The following is a 16,787-nucleotide window of genomic DNA, read 5'->3' as shown; positions in this document are numbered from 1 at the left end:
CGATCCCCCGCTATGATCGGGACATGCCCACCACTCCCCCGCTCCGCCAGCAATGCCCGCCCGGCGCCTGCAACTGCGACCGGGAACGCCTGCTGCAAAGCCCCAACCCCGACCTGCGCATCCTCCTGCTGACCCGGCACGAGGAGCAGCGCCTGCTGGAGCGCCTGGAGAACCTCAAGGACCTGGCGGACCTGGAGCGCATGCAGCACAAGCTGTTCGAGCAGCTCGGCATCCGCCTGCACATCGCCCCCGGCTTCAATGAAGTGCGCAGCATGCGCGGCATCGAGTTCGACTTCGACGAGCAGCCCGGCCTCTGCCGCAAGATCCGCCAGGCCATTCCCGCGGCGATCCGCCGGGGCCTGGAGAAGAACCCGGAAATCGCCTGGCGCCTGCTCGATTCCCACGACCTGCTTGGCGGGCTCTGATCAGAAGCCGCCGTCCAGCGGGTACTCCACGGCCACCCGCAGCTGATCGGTATTGAGCTCCGCCTGCGCGGCGTTAGCGCGGTGGCTGTTGTGCATCAGCACCAGCCGCAGGCCCTTGGCCGGGCCTTCCGGCACGCGGTATTGCAGCATCAGGTCGCGCTCCCAGTGCTTGCCGCCCTTGCCGTAGCCCAGGTACGCGTAGCCTCCACGCGGGTCGACGTGACTGCCATCGATGCCCGTGCCGCGCACATAGGCCGCGGCCATCGACAACCCCGGCACGCCGAAGGAAGCCAGGTCCAGGTCATAACGCAACTGCCAGGAGCGCTCGTTGGGCGCATTGAAGTCCGACAGCTGCACCGCATTGGTGAGGAAGATCGCCCCGCGCGTCACGTAATCGAACGGCGTGTCGCCATCGACCTGCTGGTAACCGATGCTCAGCCGCTGCGCGCCGAAGCCGTAGCCGCCGAGCAGGCTCCAGGTGATGTTGTCGATGCGCCCGGAGAGCGCCTGCCCAGTATCGCGGGTGCGATAGAGGTTGAGGTTCAGCGACAGCTCCTGCCCGTCATCCAGCGGCTGGCTGAGAGTGCCGCCGAGGTAGTCCTGGCGCCAGCTGTCCTCGTAGCGCGAAGTGAACAGGCTCAGGCTCGCCGCCTTGGTCGGTGCATAGGCGACACCCGCCAGGTCGAACGCATTCCCCTGGCGGCCGTTGGAGTAGTTCACCACGAAGCCGCGATCATGGCTGGAGGCATTGCGGTCAGTGCTTTCGGTGAAGTGCCCGCCCACCAGCCGCAGCCCGGCGAACTCCTCGCTGGAGAGGAAAAAGCCGGTGGCCGTTTCCGGCAGCAGGCGGCTGTCGGAGGAGCTGAACACCGGCGTCTTCACCCGCTGCTCGCCCCACCACAGGGTCGTCGAGGAGACGCGCGCCTTCAGCGCCGCGCCGCCGCGGGCGAAGCTGTCCTTGGGCTGGCCATCGTTGTCCAGGCCGACCAGCCGCGCCTTGCCGGCGCGCCCGCCGCCGCTGTCCAGCAGCACGCCCTGGTAAAGGTGCGCGTCCAGCCCGAGCCCGACGCTGCCCTGGGTGAAGCCGGACTGCAGGCTGCCCATCAGCCCGTAGGCCCATTCCTGGGCATAACCGTTGCGCTCGCCTCTCGGCTTGTAGGCGTTGCGCGCACCGCTGTTACGGTCGCCGTGGCGGTACTCACGCTGGTCGAACACCGTGCGGTTGAGCAGGCTCCAGCGGCTGTCCTCGACGAAGCCGGCGGATTCCCCCTGCGCACCGGCTCCCAGTGCCGGGCTGGACAGCGCCAGCAGCACGGCAGAACTGCGCAGCCTCACAGGTACTTCAGCCAGGCGATGTCACGGCGGCGGGCCTTGAGACGGGCAAACCAGTGAACTGGCGGATACAGCGCGGCGATCAGCAGCAGCGCCCCCAGCCAGACGGCCCACACCGCATCGAAGCCGAAGTACTGCCCGTGGTTCAGGCCGAAAACAGCCACGGCGGCCAGGTAGAGCAGCTTCAGCACGTACAGGTGCAGCAGGTAGAAGAACATCGGCGCGGCGCCGAACACCGCCAGCCAGCGGGCCAGGGCGCCCTGCCCGCGGCGCTCGAAGAACACCAGCAGGAGCAGGCCGATGCCCAGGGTCAGGGCGAGGAACAGCAGCGACGGCGGGTACTTGGTGATGTTGAAGAAGCTCATCAGCAGTTGCAGGTCGCTGTCGCCGGCGCCCCAGGGCTTTTCGCCGTAACCGTTGTTCAGGCGCAGGACGATGAAGCCGCCCAGGGCGATGGCCGCGCCGAGCAGCAGGTTGCGCGTGCGCCGGCCGGCATCGGCGCCACGACCGAACCAGGGCCCGGCGGCGTAGCCCAGGGCGATCACGCCGATCCACGGCAGCAGCGGGTAGGACGTGCGCAGGCGCAGGGCCTCGCCCACCTCGATCCAGCCGCGATCATGCAGCACCGCCCAGGGTACATGGGCCCAATGGCCGGGCGCGAAATGCACGCCATCGAGCAGGTTGTGCCCAGCCACCAGTGCAACGCCCAGCACCACCAGCGCCGCGCGCGGCAGCCAGACCAGCGCGGAGAGCGCCAGCATGCTCAGGCCGATGGCCCAGATCACCTGCAGGTAGATGACTTGCGGCGGCAGTTGGAAGGTCCAGGCGAAATTCACCAGGGTGACTTCCAGTAGCACGAGGAACAGCCCGCGCTTGAACAGGAAGGCCGAGACCGCTGCGCGGCCCTGGTATTTCTCGCCATAGAGGAAGGCGGAAAGCCCGGTGAGGAAGACGAATACCGGCGCACACAGGTGCGCCAGGGTGCGGCTGAAGAACAGCGCCGGGTCGGTCTGGGTCACATCCATCGGGTCGCCCACCTGCATATGCAGGTAGAACGTCTCGCGGACATGGTCCAGCAACATGAACAGGATCACCAGCCCGCGCAGGGCATCGATGGAGTGCAGACGGGTGGCAGTGTTGGCGACAAGCGGAATGGCAGGTGTGGCGGCGGAAGTCATAGGGGGAATCGATGGCGAGTGAATTGTAATATTATTACATTCCACTCAAGCAACCTGCCAACCCTTTGCAACATGCGGACACGTCTGGACCGGGCCTTCACGGCCCTTCCGTCAATCCATGGCGCGCTGCATCGCCGTGGAAAGCTCCCCATTGCCCAACTGCTCCAGGCGCTCGGCGGCGCCCAGGCGGTCGCGCTCTTCCTTGTTCTGGCTGAGCTTGGACTTGCCGATGATCTCGGTGATCTCCACCTCGATACCGACGATATTCGCCAGCATGCCGCTGATGAATTCCGGGGCGGAGTCGCTCATCTTCCACGGCTTTGCCTCGCCGGCTTCATGGGTGCGAGTCAGGCGGCCGACCACACCGCGGACGAAGCGCTCCTCGTCCATCACCTTCAGGCGGCCACGCACATGCACCACCTGGTAGTTCCAGGTCGGCACCTGGCGGTGCGCCTCGTGCTTGCTCGGGTACCAGTTGGGCGAGACGTAGGCGTGCTCGCCACGGAAGATCACCAGCACCTCTTCCCCGTCGGCCTCCTGCCACACCGGGTTGTTCCGGGCAACGTGGGCGCGCAGCAGCGGCTTGGCGCCGGCGAGCTCCAGTTCGAACGGCAGGTGGTTGGCGTCCAGCAGCCCGTCGTGAGCGGTGACCAGGATGCCCAGGGGATGCTCGCGGATCAGCCGGTGCAGCTCGTCCGGGCGGTTTTCCTCGAAGTGTGTGGGTACGTACATGGAAGCCTCGAAAGCAGGAAGTGCGGTCATCATGCCGCCGCATTGGCACCCTATAAAGATCCATTACAACCCCTGGCTACAGAGCCAATCCCGGGTGACCGACGATTTGGTACACCGTATGCATTGCCCTGCTGGACGGCAACGGTGCCGCCACCCTACTCTAGCCCTTGGCCAGCATTCGCCCCGGATGGCAGACACAGGCTCCCACTTTCGATGACCGCACCCGAATTCCCCCGCCCCTCTCCCCGGCAGCACCGCGGGAGAATCGCGCCGCGCCAGCACGACGCCTATAAGGCCTACGTGATCCAGCATTACCGGCGCTTCCTGCTGGCGATCAACTTCATCGCCATGGCCGCCTACGACTCCTACGTGCTCGCCGATGCCCTGCTGATCCCGGACATGGCCCGCGAATCGCTGTTCCTGCGCACCGGCCTGAGCCTGGTCGGCCTGCTCAACATCTTCCTGGTGTTCCGCTTCAGCCGCAGCGTGCTGGTCATGGACATGCTGATGCCGGTGCACGACATCATTTCCACTATCGCCTGGTTCGAACTGCTCAAGCGCAGCGCCTCGCCCGACGTGCAATTCTTCCTCTACGCCTCGGTGGTCTTCGTGCTGCTGGGCAACCTCGGCGTGCGCTATTCCTTCAAGGGCATCGCGCTGGTTTCGGCGATCATCTCGGCGATCATTCTCTACAACGTCTGGCTGATCCACGACGGCGCCGCCAAGCCGCTGCTGATCTTCACCCTGGTCTACCTGCCGATCGCGCTGTTCAGCCTGTTCATCAGCTGGACCAACATCCAGGGCGTGCGCCAGGCCTTCCTCGCCGACCTGGAAGAACGGCGCCAGCGCAGCGAACTGGCCTCGCTCAACCTGCGCCTGCAGGAGCTGGCCGCCACCGACGGCCTCACCGGGGTCGGCAACCGTCGCGCACTGGACCTGCAGCTCAACGAGTGCTGGCATGGCATGCGCGCCCATGGCCGGCCCTTCGCCCTGCTGATGGCCGATATCGACTACTTCAAGCCCTACAACGACCACTACGGCCACCAGGCCGGCGACCGCTGCCTGTGTCAGGTCGCCGAGTGCCTGGTCAGCACCCTGCGCGGTGGCGGCGCCAACGTCTATCGTTATGGCGGCGAGGAGTTCGCCATCCTGCTCGAGGCGGGCAATGCCGAAGACCTGCGCTGCGTCGCCGAACGCCTGCGCGAACAGGTGGCGAGCCTGGGCATCGAGCACTGCTACCGGCCTGACCGCCTGCGCCATCTGACCATCAGCCTGGGCGCGGCGATGGCCAACGACAGCGGGCTGGACGAGCCGCGCGAACTGCTCGCCCGTTGCGACCGGCGCCTGTACCGCGCCAAGCAGGCCGGGCGCAACCGCGTGCAACTCGACGGCCAGGAAGGCGTCTGAGGAACGACACCCACCCCGGCGCGCGCCGCCGGCGTCGCCCTGCTCCGTCGCCGGGCGATGCCATAGCCACAGGGAACGACCCATCGAGGCCAGTGTGAAACGCGATATCCGCCTAGCCATCCTCCTGCTGTCGATCATCAGCCTCACTGTGGCCATCGCCACGGCCTGGGAGCTGTGGTCGGCCCGCGAGCGGACGCTGGAGGAGACCACCACGCACAACCTCAACCTGACCCAGGCGCTGGACACCTACGTCGAAGGCATCGTCACCCAGAGCTCCATGCTGCTGCTCGGCCTGGCCGAGCGCCTGGAACACGAAGGCCGCGACGCACCGCAGCTGCAGCGGCTCAACGAACTGGTGCAGCGCCAGCAGCACCTGCTCGCCCAGCTCAACGGCGTCGGCATCTACGACGCCCAGGGCAACTGGCTGATGACCTCCAACGGGCGTTTCCCGCCGGGCGCCAACAGCGCCGACCGCGCCTTCTTCATCCATCACCGCGACAACCCGTCCCTGGACGCCTACATCGGCGAGCCGATCCACAGCCGCGCCACCGGCGTCTGGGTGATCACCGTCAGCCGCCGCTACAACGACGCCCAGGGCAACTTCGCCGGGGTGATAGTCGCCACCCTCGGCGTGCAGGATTTCCTGCGCCTGTTCGGCAAGATCGACATCGGCCGCAGCGGCGCCATCGGCGTGGCCACCCGCAGTGGCCAGGTGCTGGTGCGCTACCCCTTCCGCGAGAGCGACATGGGCCGCGTGCTGTCGCGCTCGCCGATCTTCACCCAGTACCTGGAGAACGCCACGGTGGGCAGCGCCACCTTCCCCTCGTCGCTGGACGGCATCGAGCGCATCTACGCCTTCCGCAAGAACGAGCGCTACCCGCTGGTGACCTCGGTCGCCCTGGGCAAGGACGAAGCCCTCGCCGCCTGGCGCGCCGACGCCCTGCGCACGGTGGCCATCGCCTTCGGCCTGCTGATGGTCGTGGTGGTCATCGGCAGCCTGCTGATCCTCGCCATCCAGCGCCGCATCGGCACCGAACGCCTGCTGCGCGACGCCCGCGAGGAGCTGCTCAAGGCCAACCAGCAACTGGAAGTGCTCGCCTCGCGCGACCCGCTGACCGGGCTGGACAACCGCCGCAGCTTCGACGACCACCTGATTGCCGAGTTGCGCCGCGCCCACCGCGAACGCGCGCCACTGGGTCTGCTGCTGATCGACGTCGACCACTTCAAGCGCTTCAACGACACCTACGGCCACCCGGCCGGCGACGACTGCCTGCGGCGCATCGGCCGCGTGCTGGCCGACAGTGTGCGGCGCCCCGGCGACCTGGCGGCGCGCTATGGCGGCGAGGAGCTGGCCGTGATCCTGCCCAACACCGGCGCCGACGGCGCGCTGGCCGTGGCCCAGCAGTTCATGCAACGCCTGCAGCAGGCCAACCTGACCCACGCCGGCAGCCCGCTGGGCCGCATCACCGCGAGCATCGGCATCACCACCCTGCCCGGTGGCAGCGACAGCAGCCCGCAATCCCTCATCGAAGCCGCCGACCGCGCGCTGTACCGCGCCAAGGCCGGCGGGCGCAATCGCCTGGAGATCGCACCGCCCCCGCAGGAAAGCCGACAGTGACCTTCGCTTCAGACCTGCTCGAAGCCCTGCGCAGTGCTCGCCACATCGTGGTATTCACCGGCGCCGGAGTTTCCGCCGAGAGCGGCATCCCGACCTTCCGCGACGCTCTGACCGGACTCTGGGAACGCTTCGATGCCGCCTCCCTGGCCACCGCCCAGGCCTTTCGCGCCGACCCGGCGCTGGTCTGGGGCTGGTACGAATGGCGGCGCAGCGTGGTCCACCGCGCCCAGCCCAATCCCGCGCACCTGGCCATCGCCGAGCTGGCGGGCAAGGTGCCGAAACTCAGCCTGATCACGCAGAACGTCGACGATCTGCACGAGCGTGCCGGCAGCCAGAACGTCACCCACCTGCATGGCCAGCTGGAGCGCCCGCGCTGCTTCACCTGCCAGCGCGAGCCGGAGACGCCGCTGCCGATACCGGACGAACCCGAAGCCGGCCGCCGCGTCCCGCCGCCGGCCTGCGCCCATTGCGGCGGCCCGCTGCGCCCCGGCGTGGTGTGGTTCGGCGAGAGCCTGCCGATGGAAGCCCTCACCTACGCCTTCCAGGCCGCCGAACAGTGCGACCTGCTGATCTCCATCGGCACCTCCGGCGTGGTCTACCCAGCCGCGGAAATCCCCGAGATCGCCTGGCGCCGGCGCGCCACCGTCCTGCACATCAACCCCGCTCCCGCTCCGTTGCACGGCGAACGCGACTTCGCCATCGCCAGCGCCGCTGGCGTGGCCCTGCCAGCGCTGATCGAAGCGGCGTTTCCGGCAGCGTAGAACGGCGGATAACGCTTTGGGCGTTATCCGCCCTACGGCCAGGCTGGACTGCTCAACGCAGGGTGGCGTGGAGCGCAGCGATGCCCATCTCCCGCCACGCCGACAGCCTGGCTAGCGCTTCGCTCCGCACCATCCTAGGGTCGAGGTTCTCCACTTATCACGCAGCGCTGTGAAGGATTCGCGGACAAGGTCCGCTCCTACAGACCGAGCGTGCGGCGCAACTGCCTTTCCGGCTGGTTTGTGCCAGGGACTCCCCTCACCCCAACCCTCTCCCTGGGGGAGAGGGAGCCGTCCGTGCCGACTGACACCATGGTTTCGTCCTGCACCGAATAGTCCCCTCTCCCTCTGGGAGAGGGTTAGGGTGAGGGCCGCCCCACACGCAGAAACATCACATGGAAGCGAGCTTGCCCACGAACCGCTACACCGCCGGCATCTGCAAGGTCACGCAATGAATACCCCCGCCCCCGGCGGCAATCGGGTCGATGTTCAGCTGGACGATCTCGCGGTCCGGATACAGCTCGCCGAGCAACGCATGGCAATGCTCGTCCGCCGCCGCATCGCCGAACTTCGGCGCGATTACCGCGCCGTTCACCGGCAGGTAATTGATGTATCCGGCGGCGAAGTCGGGATTGTCGCGGTTGTAGGCGCTGGGCTTGGGCTTCAGCGGCGGTGGCAGCGTGTGCAGCTTCAGCCGGCGTCCGTCGGCGTCGGTGGCGGTCTTGAGGATCTCCAGGTGCCGCCGGGTCACCGCGTGGTCGTAGGACTGCGGGTCGTTGTCCAGGTTGACCAGCACCACGCCCGGTTCGACGAAGCGCGCATAGAAGTCGACGTGGGCGTCGGTGATGTCCTTGCCACGGATGCCCGGCAGCCAGATGACCTTGCGCAGCCCCAGCACGCGCTTGAGTTCGGCCTCGATACGCGAGCGGTCCCAACCCGGATTGCGGTTGCCGTTGACCCAGCAGCTTTCGGTGAAGATCGCCGTGCCGTGGCCATCCACCTCGATGCCACCGCCCTCGCCGCACAGCTCGCTGACGATGGCCTTCGCCTCCAGCTCCTCCGCCAGCGCGGCGGCCACCTGGCCATCGCGCTTGGCAGTCTGCTTGCCGCCCCAGCCGTTGAAGTTGAAGTCGGCCAGCGCCAGGCCGCCCGGCGAATCGTTGACCAGGAAGCAGCCGCCGTAGTCGCGCACCCAGATGTCATCCACCGGCAGCGGCAGGAAGTCGATGCTCTGCCCTCCGCAAGCGCGCTTGGCCTCGGCCTGCTGCTCCGGCCGGCAGAGCACCGTCACCGGCTGGAACTCGGCGATGGCGCGGGCCAGCCGCGCCACCGTGGCGTTCACGTCGGGCGCGATGTCTTCCCAGATGTCGGCGCTCGCCGCATAGGCGACGAACACCCGCTCCTGCTTGCGGTGCTCGTCGGGCATGTACCAGCGTTCGGCCGCCAGGGCCACGCGGCCCAGGCCGAGCCCGAGGCCCGTCGCCAGCGTCATGCCGGCGCCGAGCAGGTTCCTGCGTGTCATCATCCTCGCCTCCTCAGCCGCCGGTGCCGGTCTTGAAGCTGGTCCAGGTGCGCATCCGCGCGCGCATGTCGCGCTGGGGGATGTCCTTGCCGGGGAACAGTCGCGCGTAGGCCTGTTCATCAAGATAGATGTCCGGGTTGTTGCGCATGCTCGCCTCGACCATCGGCCGCGCCTTGGCGTTGGAGGTCGGGTAGCCGGTGGCGGTGCTGATCGCCGCCATCACCTCGGGGCGCATCAGGTAGTTGATCAGCGCGTAGGCGTACTCGGGGTGCGGCGCGTCTGCAGGGATAGCCATGGTGTCCATCCACACCGAAGTGCCTTCGCGCGGCACGCGGTATTCGAAGCGCTCGGGTTTCTTCGCTTCGTCGGCGGCACGCTGGGACTGGATCACGTCGCCGCTGTAGCCCAGCGACAGGCACAGGTCGCCGTTGACCAGCTGGGTCACCGGCTGCGACTGGAACTTGCGGATGTACGGGCGGATGCCGTTCAGCGTCGCCAGCGCGTCGGCCAGGTCCTGCGGCTTGCCGCTGCGCGGGTCGCGGCCCAGGTAGTTGAGCACCACGGCCAGCACCTCGTCCGGCGAGTCGATCATCGAGATGCCGCAGTCGGCGAAGCGCTTGGCCAGCTCCGGCTTGAACAGCATGTCCAGGCTGTTCACCGGCGCGCCGGGCATGCGCTGCTCGATCTTCGCCTGGTTGAAGGTCAGGCCGATGCTGCCCCAGGTGTAGGGCACCACGGCATGGCGCGAGTACGGGTATTGGGTCTGCAGGTTCTGCAGGCCCTCTTCGATCTCGCCCAGGTGTTCCAGCTTGCTCTCGTCGAGCTTCTGCAGGGCGCCGGCACGCATCAGCCGCTCGGCGACGGTGTTGCCGGGGAAGATCAGGTCGTAGCCACTGTGCCCGGCCATCATCTTGGCCTCCAGCGTCTCGCTGCTGTCCATCACGTCGTAGATGACGCGGATGCCGGTCTCCTGGGTGAAATTCGCCAGGGTGTCGGGGGCGAAGTAATCCGCCCAGTTGAACAGGCGCAGAACCTTCTCCTCCGCCACGGCCGGTTGCAGGGCGCACGCCAGGGAAAACCCCAGCGCGCCGATCAGCAGGTGCTTGTGCATGGTCAGACTCCTTGCCAGCGCGGATGCAGGTGGCGGCCGTCGAGGCCGAGCAGCGGGCCGTACATTTCCGGGCGGCGGTCGCGGTAGACGCCCCAGGTCAGGCGCTCTTCGCGGGCCAGGTCGAGGTCCAGCTCGCGCACCAGTACGGCGGCCTCATTACGCCCAGCCTCGGCCAGCAGCGCGCCCTTGTGGTCGGTGATGAAGGAAGAGCCGTAGAAGCGCATGCGCAGGGCGTCATCGCTGGGCGCCACTTCCTCGCCGATGCGGTTGGCCGCCAGCACCGGCAGCAGGTTGGCGGCGGCGTGACCGCGCTGGGCGGTCTGCCAGTGGTCGCGGGAATCCAGCTGCTCGGCGCCCGGTTCCGAGCCGATGGCGGTGGGGAACAGCAGCATTTCCGCGCCCTGCAACGCCAGGCAGCGAGCGGACTCGGGGAACCACTGGTCCCAGCAGATGCCCACGCCAAGGCGGCCGACTGCGGTGTCCCAGACGCGGAAGCCGGTATCACCGGGGCTGAAGTATTCCTTCTCCTGGTAGCCGATGGCGTTGGGGATATGGGTCTTGCGGTACACCCCGAGCAGGCGGCCGTCGGCGTCGGCCACGCTCAGCGAGTTGAAATAGGCGTTACCGGCACGCTCGAACCAGCTGATCGGCAGCACCACTTCCAGCTCCGCCGCCAACCGGGCGAAGCGTTGCAGGATGGAGCTGTCCTCGTAGGGCTGGGCCAGGGCGAGGTGGCGGTGGTCCTGCTCGATGCAGAAGTACGGCGTGGCGAACAGCTCGGGCAGGAGGATCAGCTTCGCCCCGGCGGCCGCCGCCGCGCGCACATGGCGCTCGGCTTCGGCGAGGTTGCGCGGCAGGTCCCAGCTGCAGGAGAACTGCAGGACCGCGACGGTCAGCTTGCCCATCACAGACCTCCCAGCGGCCAGGCCGGCTGCTGCTGGGTGATGCAGTGCACGCCGCCGCCGCCGTGGGCCAGGTTGTTGATGCGCACCGGCACCACTTCGCGGCCGGGGAAGGCGCGGGCCAGAACCGCGGCGGCTTCGTCGTCGGCGGCGATGCCGTAGGCCGGCATGATCACCGCGCCGTTGGCCAGGTAGAAGTTGGTGTAGGACGCGCAGAACACCTCGGCCTCCGGGTCCACCGCCGCGCTGGCTTCGAACAGCTCGATCAGCTCGAAGGAACGGCCCTGGGCATCGGTGGCCAGCTCCAGCGCACGGCGGTTTTCCCGCGCCACTTCGGCGTAGGTGCTGGAAGCGTCATGGGTCGCATCCACCAATAGCACGCCGGGACGGGCGAAGGCGCATACGCCGTCGACGTGGCCGTCGGTCATGTCGCCGGTGACGTACTGCGGGTCGCCCGGCAGCCAGATGGTCTTGGTCACGCCCAGCAGGCGGCTGAAGATTTCCTCCATCTCGCGCTTGCTGACGCCAGGGTTGCGGTTGGGGTTGAGCAGCACCGACTCAGTGGTGATCAGCGTACCCTCGCCGTCCACATGGATCGCCCCGCCCTCGTTGGCCAGCGGCGTGCCGAAGCAGTCCAGGCCCAGGTGGTTGAGGACGCGCCGTCCCAGGCCTTCATCCAGGGTATGCACCGACTTGCCACCCCAGGCGTTGAAGCGCCAGCTGACGCCGGCCACGCCGTGCTGCGGATGGCAGACGAAGGTCGGGCCGGAATCGCGGCACCAGCTGTCGTCGATCGGCAGCGGCACCAGCTCCACGTTCGGCCCGCAAAGCTCGGCGGCGCGGGCCATGGCGGACGGGTCCACCACCAGCTTCACCGGCTCGAAGCGGGCAATGGCATTGGCGACCCCGGCAAAGTCCTCCTGCACCTGCTCCAGGGTTACGCGCCAGCCACTCTCCCAAAGTGGGCGGTTGTGCGGGAAGGCCATCCAGGTCGCCGCGTGGTTGACCCATTCGGCGGGCATGCGCCAGCCGTTCTGCCTATCGTCGTTGCGATGCATATTCGAACCTTTGGTAAGGAATTTTTATCGGAAGGAAAGGGTTAAGCGGCGCCTGATAACCATGCTAGGCCTGTAAAAACGCGACAACAAACGATAGATTTTGCGTAAATCTGATTAGACAGACTTATCGATCATGCTCAAGCACTGGCCACCCCTGAATGCCCTGCGCGGCTTCGAAGCCGCCGCCCGCCTGGGCAGCTTCCACAAGGCTGCCGAAGAGCTGCACCTCACCCAGTCGGCCATCAGCCAGCAGATCCGCAGCCTGGAAAGCTTCATCGAGCAGCCGCTGTTCTACCGCTCCGGACGCAAGGTGGCGCTGACCGACGCCGGCGCCGATCTGCTCAGCACCACGCAATCGATGCTGCAGCAATTGGCCGTCGGCATCCGCCGCCTGGACCAGTACCGCAAGCCCAACCAGTTGGTGGTCAACACCACCCCGGCCTTCGCCCGCCACTGGCTGGTGCCGCGCCTGGGCGACTTCCACGCGCGCCACCCGCAGATCGACCTCTGGCTGCTGACCACCGACGAAACCCCGGACATGGCCACCCAGACCATCGACATCGCCGTGCGTGACGACCTCACCGCCCAGGCCGACTGCCGTTTCCGCGTGCTGCTGGAAGATCGCCTCTACCCGGCTTGCCATCCGTCCGTGCTGAAGCAGGCGGAGCCGACGCGCACCACCCTGCACGGCGAACGGGAAATGGACTGGGCGCACTGGCAAGTGCAAGGCGGCGCCGACGTCGGCCAGCGCAGCGAGGGGCTGAATTTCTCCGACCCCGGTCTGCTGCTGGACGCGGCCAGCCAGGGGCTGGGCGTGGCTCTGGTGAGCCAGCTGCTGGCCGGGGATGCGCGGCAGAATGGCCTGCTGACGCCACTCAGCGAACAGACCGTGCGCGGGCCGAACTGGTCGCTGCTGGTGCACCAGCAGAGCGAGCGCAATGCCCAGGCGGTGGGGTTCTGCGAGTGGCTATCCACCGCGCTGGAGCCTTACATGTAGGAGCGAGGGGGACGCCCAGTTCTTGCTCGCGAACAAGGCTAGCCGGCCACTCCACAACCTGGAGGCGGTTCGCGAGCAAGCTCGCTCCTACAGAAAGCCCATTCGCCGAGCTTTCAAGACCGTAGGGCGCATAACGCCTACGGCGTTATCCGCCAAACCGGCGGATAACCCGTTCCGGGTTATTCGCCCTACGAAACTGATGCCGTGGTTTCACCCAACACCGGGCAGTCCCCTCTCCCTCCGGGAGAGGGTTAGGGTGAGGGCCGCCCCCGCGCCGAATTTTCACTACCGTAGGGCGCATAACGCCAACAGCGTTATCAGCCAAACCGGCTGATAACCCGCTCCGAGTTATTCACCCGACGAAAGCCCGGCTGATCCGGCTTTTCCCTGCTTCAACTTCCCGCGCTCCTTCTTCCCTTCCAGCGCACTCTCCCCAGCTGCCTTCACCAACCGCTGGAAAGTCGGACACTGCGCGTGACTAGGCGCCGGACACGCCGCCGCATGCCGCAGCCCGCGGCTCATCGCCCGCAGGCGCCGGATGGTGGCGTCCAGCTCGTCGGCCTTGGCCGCGAGCATCTGCCGGTCGATGTTCGTGCCGCCGTCGCCGGCGAACATCGAGCGGATTTCCTCCAGGCTGAAACCCGCCGACTGCCCCAGGCTGATCAGCGCCAACTGGTCGAGAATCTGCGGTGCGAACTGACGGCGCGCACCAGGCTTGGCCAGCGAGACGATCAGTCCCTTTTCCTCGTAGAAACGCAGGGTCGATGCCGGTACGCCGGAGCGTCTGGCCACGTCAGCGATATCCATGGAGCACCTCTTGACTTCAAGTTCGCTTGAACTTGTAGGTTCACGCCAAAGCCCCTCGCGGTCAATCCGCTCGGCGCTTCGACCTTGCGTGACCCCACTGGAGAATCCCATGAAAAGCATCGCCATCGTCTACCACAGCGCCAGCGGCCGCACCGAGCGCATCGCCCGGACCATCGCCAGCGGCGCCAGCCTGGTACCGGGCTGCGACGTCCACCTGCTCAGGGCGCAGGAGCTGATCGAGCGCCCGCAAGCCCTGCTCGCCTACCACGGCCTGATCCTTGGCTCGCCCACTTACCTGGGCGGCGTCTCGGCGCCGCTAAAGGCCCTGATGGACGCCACCGGGCCGCTCTGGCGTCAGCAGAAGCTGCGCGGCCGCCTCGCCGCCGGCTTCACCGTCTCGGCGCTGCCGGCGGGCGACAAGCAATCCACGCTGATCTCGCTGTTCACCTTCTGCATGCAGCACGGGATGCTCTGGGCCGGCAATCCGATCCTCCCCGAACAGCACCTGGGCGTGCCCGTCGAGGACGCGGCCAACCGCCTGGGCTCCTGGTCCGGCCTGATGGCCCAAGCCGACAAGACCGCCGCGGACTTCTGTCCCGGCGACCTGAAGACCGCGCGGATGTTCGGCCAGCACTTCGCCGAAACCCTGAGCCACCTGCATCAGCCGCAGTTCGAAAGTGCACAGGAGACCCACGCATGATCGCCCGCCGCTACGCACCGCTACTGTTCGCGCTGATCCTGTCCGGCGTGATGACCTTGCTGATCTCCGGCCTCGCCACCTGGCGCGCCATCGGCACGACGCCAGCCTTCGCCCAACTCTGGCTGGGCGCGTGGCTCACCAGCTGGAGCATCGCTTTCCCGCTGGTGCTGGTCATCGCCCCACTCACCCGCCGCCTGGTCGAGAAGCTGGTCCGCGCGTAGGAGCGCGGCGGGCGTCGGCTCCTGCGAAACATCAGGGAACCTCGAACGTAGGATGGTGTGGAGCGCAGCGATACCCATCGCCCCGGAGCACCCGCAGCATGGGTATCGCTCCGCTCCACCCATCCTACAAAGCCATGCCCTTGCCCCGGTGCGGCGTGAGAACATCGCGGACAGAGTCCGCTCCTACGCACGCTATCGAACCCGTAGGAGCGGACTCCGTCCGCGATGGGCATCCGCCCGCAGCAGAGCTTCGGCGAGACCTGGAGGAGCCGCTGGCGAGGGCCTTACTGCCGGATTCCGTCGGTGAACCGGCAGAAGCCGTCGCGCACCGCGCCCTCGGTGGTGTACATGCCACCCAGGGTGACGAAGACGTAGCTGACCTTCGAACCCGAGCCCGACTTTTCCACCACGACGTTCAACGGTGCGTTCCGGCTGCTGAGGATCACGCCCTGGTAGGCGGAGATGGTGCCGCTCTTCTCGTCGGCGTTCTGGATGGTGAAACCTTCCTTCACCAGCGTCTTCTGCGCGCGGTCGAAGACCTTGGCGACCGGCATGTCCAGCTGGACGTTGGAGGTGAAGGTCTTGCCGGCAATGAAGCCCCCTTCGGTGTTGAAGTTGTCTTCGCACTGGTTGCCGGTCTTCTGGTGCGCACAACCCTGCAGCAGGGCGGCAGCGAGCAGAATCATCGTGACTCGTCGCATCATCGTTCCTTGATCTCGTGGGGCCGCCATCCCTGCGGGTCTACAGCGGCGAAGGGGTTTTATAAGCCGAGGCCGCCAGCCCTGGCCAGACTTTTCCTCACCTGATGAGACAGCCAGCACGCAGGAAATTCCCTCGCATTCGCTCAAGAACGCGCTTTCGTGCCGTTCGTCCCGGAATTTTCCTGCCAGCCGTTACATGCTCGCCTAGGCTTTGTCCGGCCCACCCCACAAGGAAAAGACATGTCGCAGCATTTCGATAACAGCCGTCGCGACCTGATGCGACTGGCTGCGGTAGCCCTGGCCGCCACGCAGTTGCCCGCCATAGCGCTGGCCGCCAGTGAAAAGAGCAGAACAGTGCCCGCACTGAAAGCCGGCGCCCATACGCAGTTCAAGGCGATCCGCCAGATCGATGCCGGCCTGCTCAGCGTCGGTTATGCCGAGGACGGCCCGGCGGATGGCCCGGTGGTGATCCTGCTGCACGGCTGGCCGTATGACATCTACAGCTTCGTCGACGTGGCACCGGCCCTGGCCGCCCAGGGCTTTCGAGTGATAGTTCCATGGTTGCGCGGCTACGGCAGCACGCGCTTTCTTTCCGAGCAGACGATGCGCAACGGCCAGCCCGCCGCCGTCGCCAGTGACATCATCGCGCTGATGGACGCCCTGAAGATCGAGCGGGCCGTGCTCGCCGGCTTCGACTGGGGCGCACGCACCGCCGACATCATCGCCGCCCTCTGGCCAGAGCGCTGCAAGGCGCTGGTGGCGGTCAGCGGCTACCTGATAGGCAATCAGGCCGCCGGCCGGCAGCCGCTGCCGCCGGAGGCCGAATTCCTCTGGTGGTACCAGTTCTACTTCGCCACCGAACGCGGTGCGGCGGGCTACGCGAAGAACACCCGCGACTTCACCCGGCTGATCTGGAGGCAGGCCTCGCCAAAGTGGAACTTCGACGAAGCCACCTTCGAACGCAGCGCCAGGGCCTTCGAGAATCCCGACCACGTGGCCATCACGCTCCACAACTACCGCTGGCGTCAGGACCTGGCGGAAGGTGAGGCTCGCTACGCCGAGCTCGAAAGGAAACTGGCCGGCGCCCCGCCCATCACGGTGCCCAGCATTACCCTGGAAGGCGACGCCAATGGCGCGTTCCACCCGCCACCCCAGGCCTACGCGGCGAAATTCACCGGCCGCTACGAGCACCGCACGCTCACCGGCGGCATCGGCCACAACCTGCCGCAGGAAGCGCCCCAGGCGTTCGCGCAGGCGGTGATCGACGTCAGCAGGTTCTGAACGAACTTTTTCGCGCCCATGAAAAAGCCCCGCCGAA

At 67.1% G+C, this 16,787-nt stretch carries 17 protein-coding genes; 8 read left to right on the top strand and 9 right to left on the bottom strand.

The window, feature by feature from the left end:
* Nucleotides 1-23 precede the first annotated feature (23 nt).
* Nucleotides 24-425, top strand: coding sequence for a hypothetical protein (locus tag HNP46_RS29385; RefSeq protein ID WP_184596174.1), 402 nt, complete (start codon nucleotides 24-26; stop codon nucleotides 423-425).
* On the opposite strand, the gene HNP46_RS29380 is transcribed toward HNP46_RS29385, so the two are convergent.
* The 3 genes from HNP46_RS29380 to HNP46_RS29370 form a co-directional block, all read right to left on the bottom strand.
* Nucleotides 426-1,760, bottom strand: a complete 1,335-nt coding sequence (locus tag HNP46_RS29380) for an OprD family porin (protein WP_311771851.1) — start codon at nucleotides 1,758-1,760, stop codon at nucleotides 426-428.
* Complete coding sequence (locus HNP46_RS29375) at nucleotides 1,757-2,935, bottom strand: DUF1624 domain-containing protein (RefSeq protein WP_184596173.1); 1,179 nt, start codon at nucleotides 2,933-2,935, stop codon at nucleotides 1,757-1,759. The genes HNP46_RS29380 and HNP46_RS29375 overlap by 4 nt, the downstream gene beginning before the upstream one ends.
* A 111-nt stretch (nucleotides 2,936-3,046) precedes the next feature.
* Nucleotides 3,047-3,667, bottom strand: coding sequence for an FMN-binding negative transcriptional regulator (locus tag HNP46_RS29370; RefSeq protein ID WP_184596171.1), 621 nt, complete (start codon nucleotides 3,665-3,667; stop codon nucleotides 3,047-3,049).
* 213 nt (nucleotides 3,668-3,880) lie between these two features.
* Between HNP46_RS29370 and HNP46_RS29365 the strand changes: the two genes are divergently transcribed.
* The 3 genes from HNP46_RS29365 to HNP46_RS29355 all read left to right on the top strand — a co-directional run bounded on the left by HNP46_RS29365 (nucleotide 3,881) and on the right by HNP46_RS29355 (nucleotide 7,453).
* On the top strand, nucleotides 3,881-5,074 hold the full coding sequence (locus HNP46_RS29365) for a GGDEF domain-containing protein (RefSeq protein ID WP_184596169.1): 1,194 nt from the start codon (nucleotides 3,881-3,883) through the stop codon (nucleotides 5,072-5,074).
* Between the two features lie 94 nt (nucleotides 5,075-5,168).
* Nucleotides 5,169-6,692: a sensor domain-containing diguanylate cyclase gene (locus HNP46_RS29360; RefSeq protein ID WP_184596161.1), complete on the top strand. Its 1,524-nt coding sequence runs from the start codon at nucleotides 5,169-5,171 to the stop codon at nucleotides 6,690-6,692.
* Nucleotides 6,689-7,453 carry an SIR2 family NAD-dependent protein deacylase gene (locus tag HNP46_RS29355; protein ID WP_184596159.1) on the top strand — a complete coding sequence of 255 codons (765 nt, stop codon included), beginning with the start codon at nucleotides 6,689-6,691 and terminating at the stop codon, nucleotides 7,451-7,453. Before HNP46_RS29360 ends, HNP46_RS29355 begins: the two co-directional genes overlap by 4 nt.
* Nucleotides 7,454-7,871: 418 nt before the next feature.
* Here HNP46_RS29355 and HNP46_RS29350 read toward each other — a convergent pair whose 3' ends face one another.
* Genes HNP46_RS29350 through HNP46_RS29335 form a run of 4 tightly spaced genes read right to left on the bottom strand, consistent with a single transcriptional unit; the run spans nucleotide 7,872 to nucleotide 12,043 of the window.
* Nucleotides 7,872-8,975 carry an agmatine deiminase family protein gene (locus HNP46_RS29350; RefSeq protein ID WP_184596158.1) on the bottom strand — a complete coding sequence of 368 codons (1,104 nt, stop codon included), beginning with the start codon at nucleotides 8,973-8,975 and terminating at the stop codon, nucleotides 7,872-7,874.
* Nucleotides 8,976-8,985: 10 nt separating this feature from the next.
* Complete coding sequence (locus tag HNP46_RS29345; protein WP_184596156.1) at nucleotides 8,986-10,083, bottom strand: extracellular solute-binding protein; 1,098 nt, start codon at nucleotides 10,081-10,083, stop codon at nucleotides 8,986-8,988.
* 2 nt (nucleotides 10,084-10,085) lie between these two features.
* The gene (gene aguB / locus HNP46_RS29340) at nucleotides 10,086-10,988 is read right to left on the bottom strand and encodes an N-carbamoylputrescine amidase (RefSeq protein WP_184596154.1); all 903 of its coding nucleotides are present in this window, start codon (nucleotides 10,986-10,988) and stop codon (nucleotides 10,086-10,088) included.
* Nucleotides 10,988-12,043, bottom strand: a complete 1,056-nt coding sequence (locus tag HNP46_RS29335; RefSeq protein WP_184596152.1) for an agmatine deiminase family protein — start codon at nucleotides 12,041-12,043, stop codon at nucleotides 10,988-10,990. Before HNP46_RS29335 ends, aguB begins: the two co-directional genes overlap by 1 nt.
* Before the next feature lie 133 nt (nucleotides 12,044-12,176).
* Here HNP46_RS29335 and HNP46_RS29330 point away from each other — a divergent pair, with 133 nt between their 5' ends.
* Nucleotides 12,177-13,040, top strand: coding sequence for a LysR substrate-binding domain-containing protein (locus HNP46_RS29330; RefSeq protein ID WP_184596150.1), 864 nt, complete (start codon nucleotides 12,177-12,179; stop codon nucleotides 13,038-13,040).
* A gap of 348 nt (nucleotides 13,041-13,388) precedes the next feature.
* Here the strand turns inward: HNP46_RS29330 and HNP46_RS29325 are convergent, their stop codons facing one another.
* A complete protein-coding gene (locus HNP46_RS29325) occupies nucleotides 13,389-13,847 on the bottom strand; it encodes a helix-turn-helix domain-containing protein (RefSeq protein WP_184596148.1) in 459 nt (152 codons plus the stop codon).
* Between the two features lie 109 nt (nucleotides 13,848-13,956).
* On the opposite strand from HNP46_RS29325, the gene HNP46_RS29320 reads away from it, so the two are divergent.
* Both HNP46_RS29320 and HNP46_RS29315 read left to right on the top strand, forming a co-directional pair.
* The gene (locus tag HNP46_RS29320; RefSeq protein WP_184596146.1) at nucleotides 13,957-14,547 is read left to right on the top strand and encodes a flavodoxin family protein; all 591 of its coding nucleotides are present in this window, start codon (nucleotides 13,957-13,959) and stop codon (nucleotides 14,545-14,547) included.
* Nucleotides 14,544-14,768 (top strand): DUF2798 domain-containing protein, encoded by a 225-nt coding sequence (locus HNP46_RS29315; protein WP_184596144.1) that lies wholly within the window; start codon nucleotides 14,544-14,546, stop codon nucleotides 14,766-14,768. Before HNP46_RS29320 ends, HNP46_RS29315 begins: the two co-directional genes overlap by 4 nt.
* A 284-nt stretch (nucleotides 14,769-15,052) precedes the next feature.
* Here HNP46_RS29315 and HNP46_RS29310 read toward each other — a convergent pair whose 3' ends face one another.
* Nucleotides 15,053-15,454, bottom strand: a complete 402-nt coding sequence (locus HNP46_RS29310) for a hypothetical protein (RefSeq protein ID WP_081520563.1) — start codon at nucleotides 15,452-15,454, stop codon at nucleotides 15,053-15,055.
* 255 nt (nucleotides 15,455-15,709) lie between these two features.
* On the opposite strand from HNP46_RS29310, the gene HNP46_RS29305 reads away from it, so the two are divergent.
* Entirely contained in the window at nucleotides 15,710-16,750 is a 1,041-nt protein-coding gene (locus HNP46_RS29305; protein WP_184596140.1) for an alpha/beta fold hydrolase, read from the top strand.
* Nucleotides 16,751-16,787 lie beyond the last annotated feature (37 nt).

This window comes from Pseudomonas nitroreducens, assembly GCF_014204515.1.
GTDB lineage: Bacteria > Pseudomonadota > Gammaproteobacteria > Pseudomonadales > Pseudomonadaceae > Pseudomonas > Pseudomonas nitritireducens_A.
The sequence above is the reverse complement of the archived record's forward strand: the minus strand, read 5'-3'. Positions and strand labels throughout refer to the sequence as shown.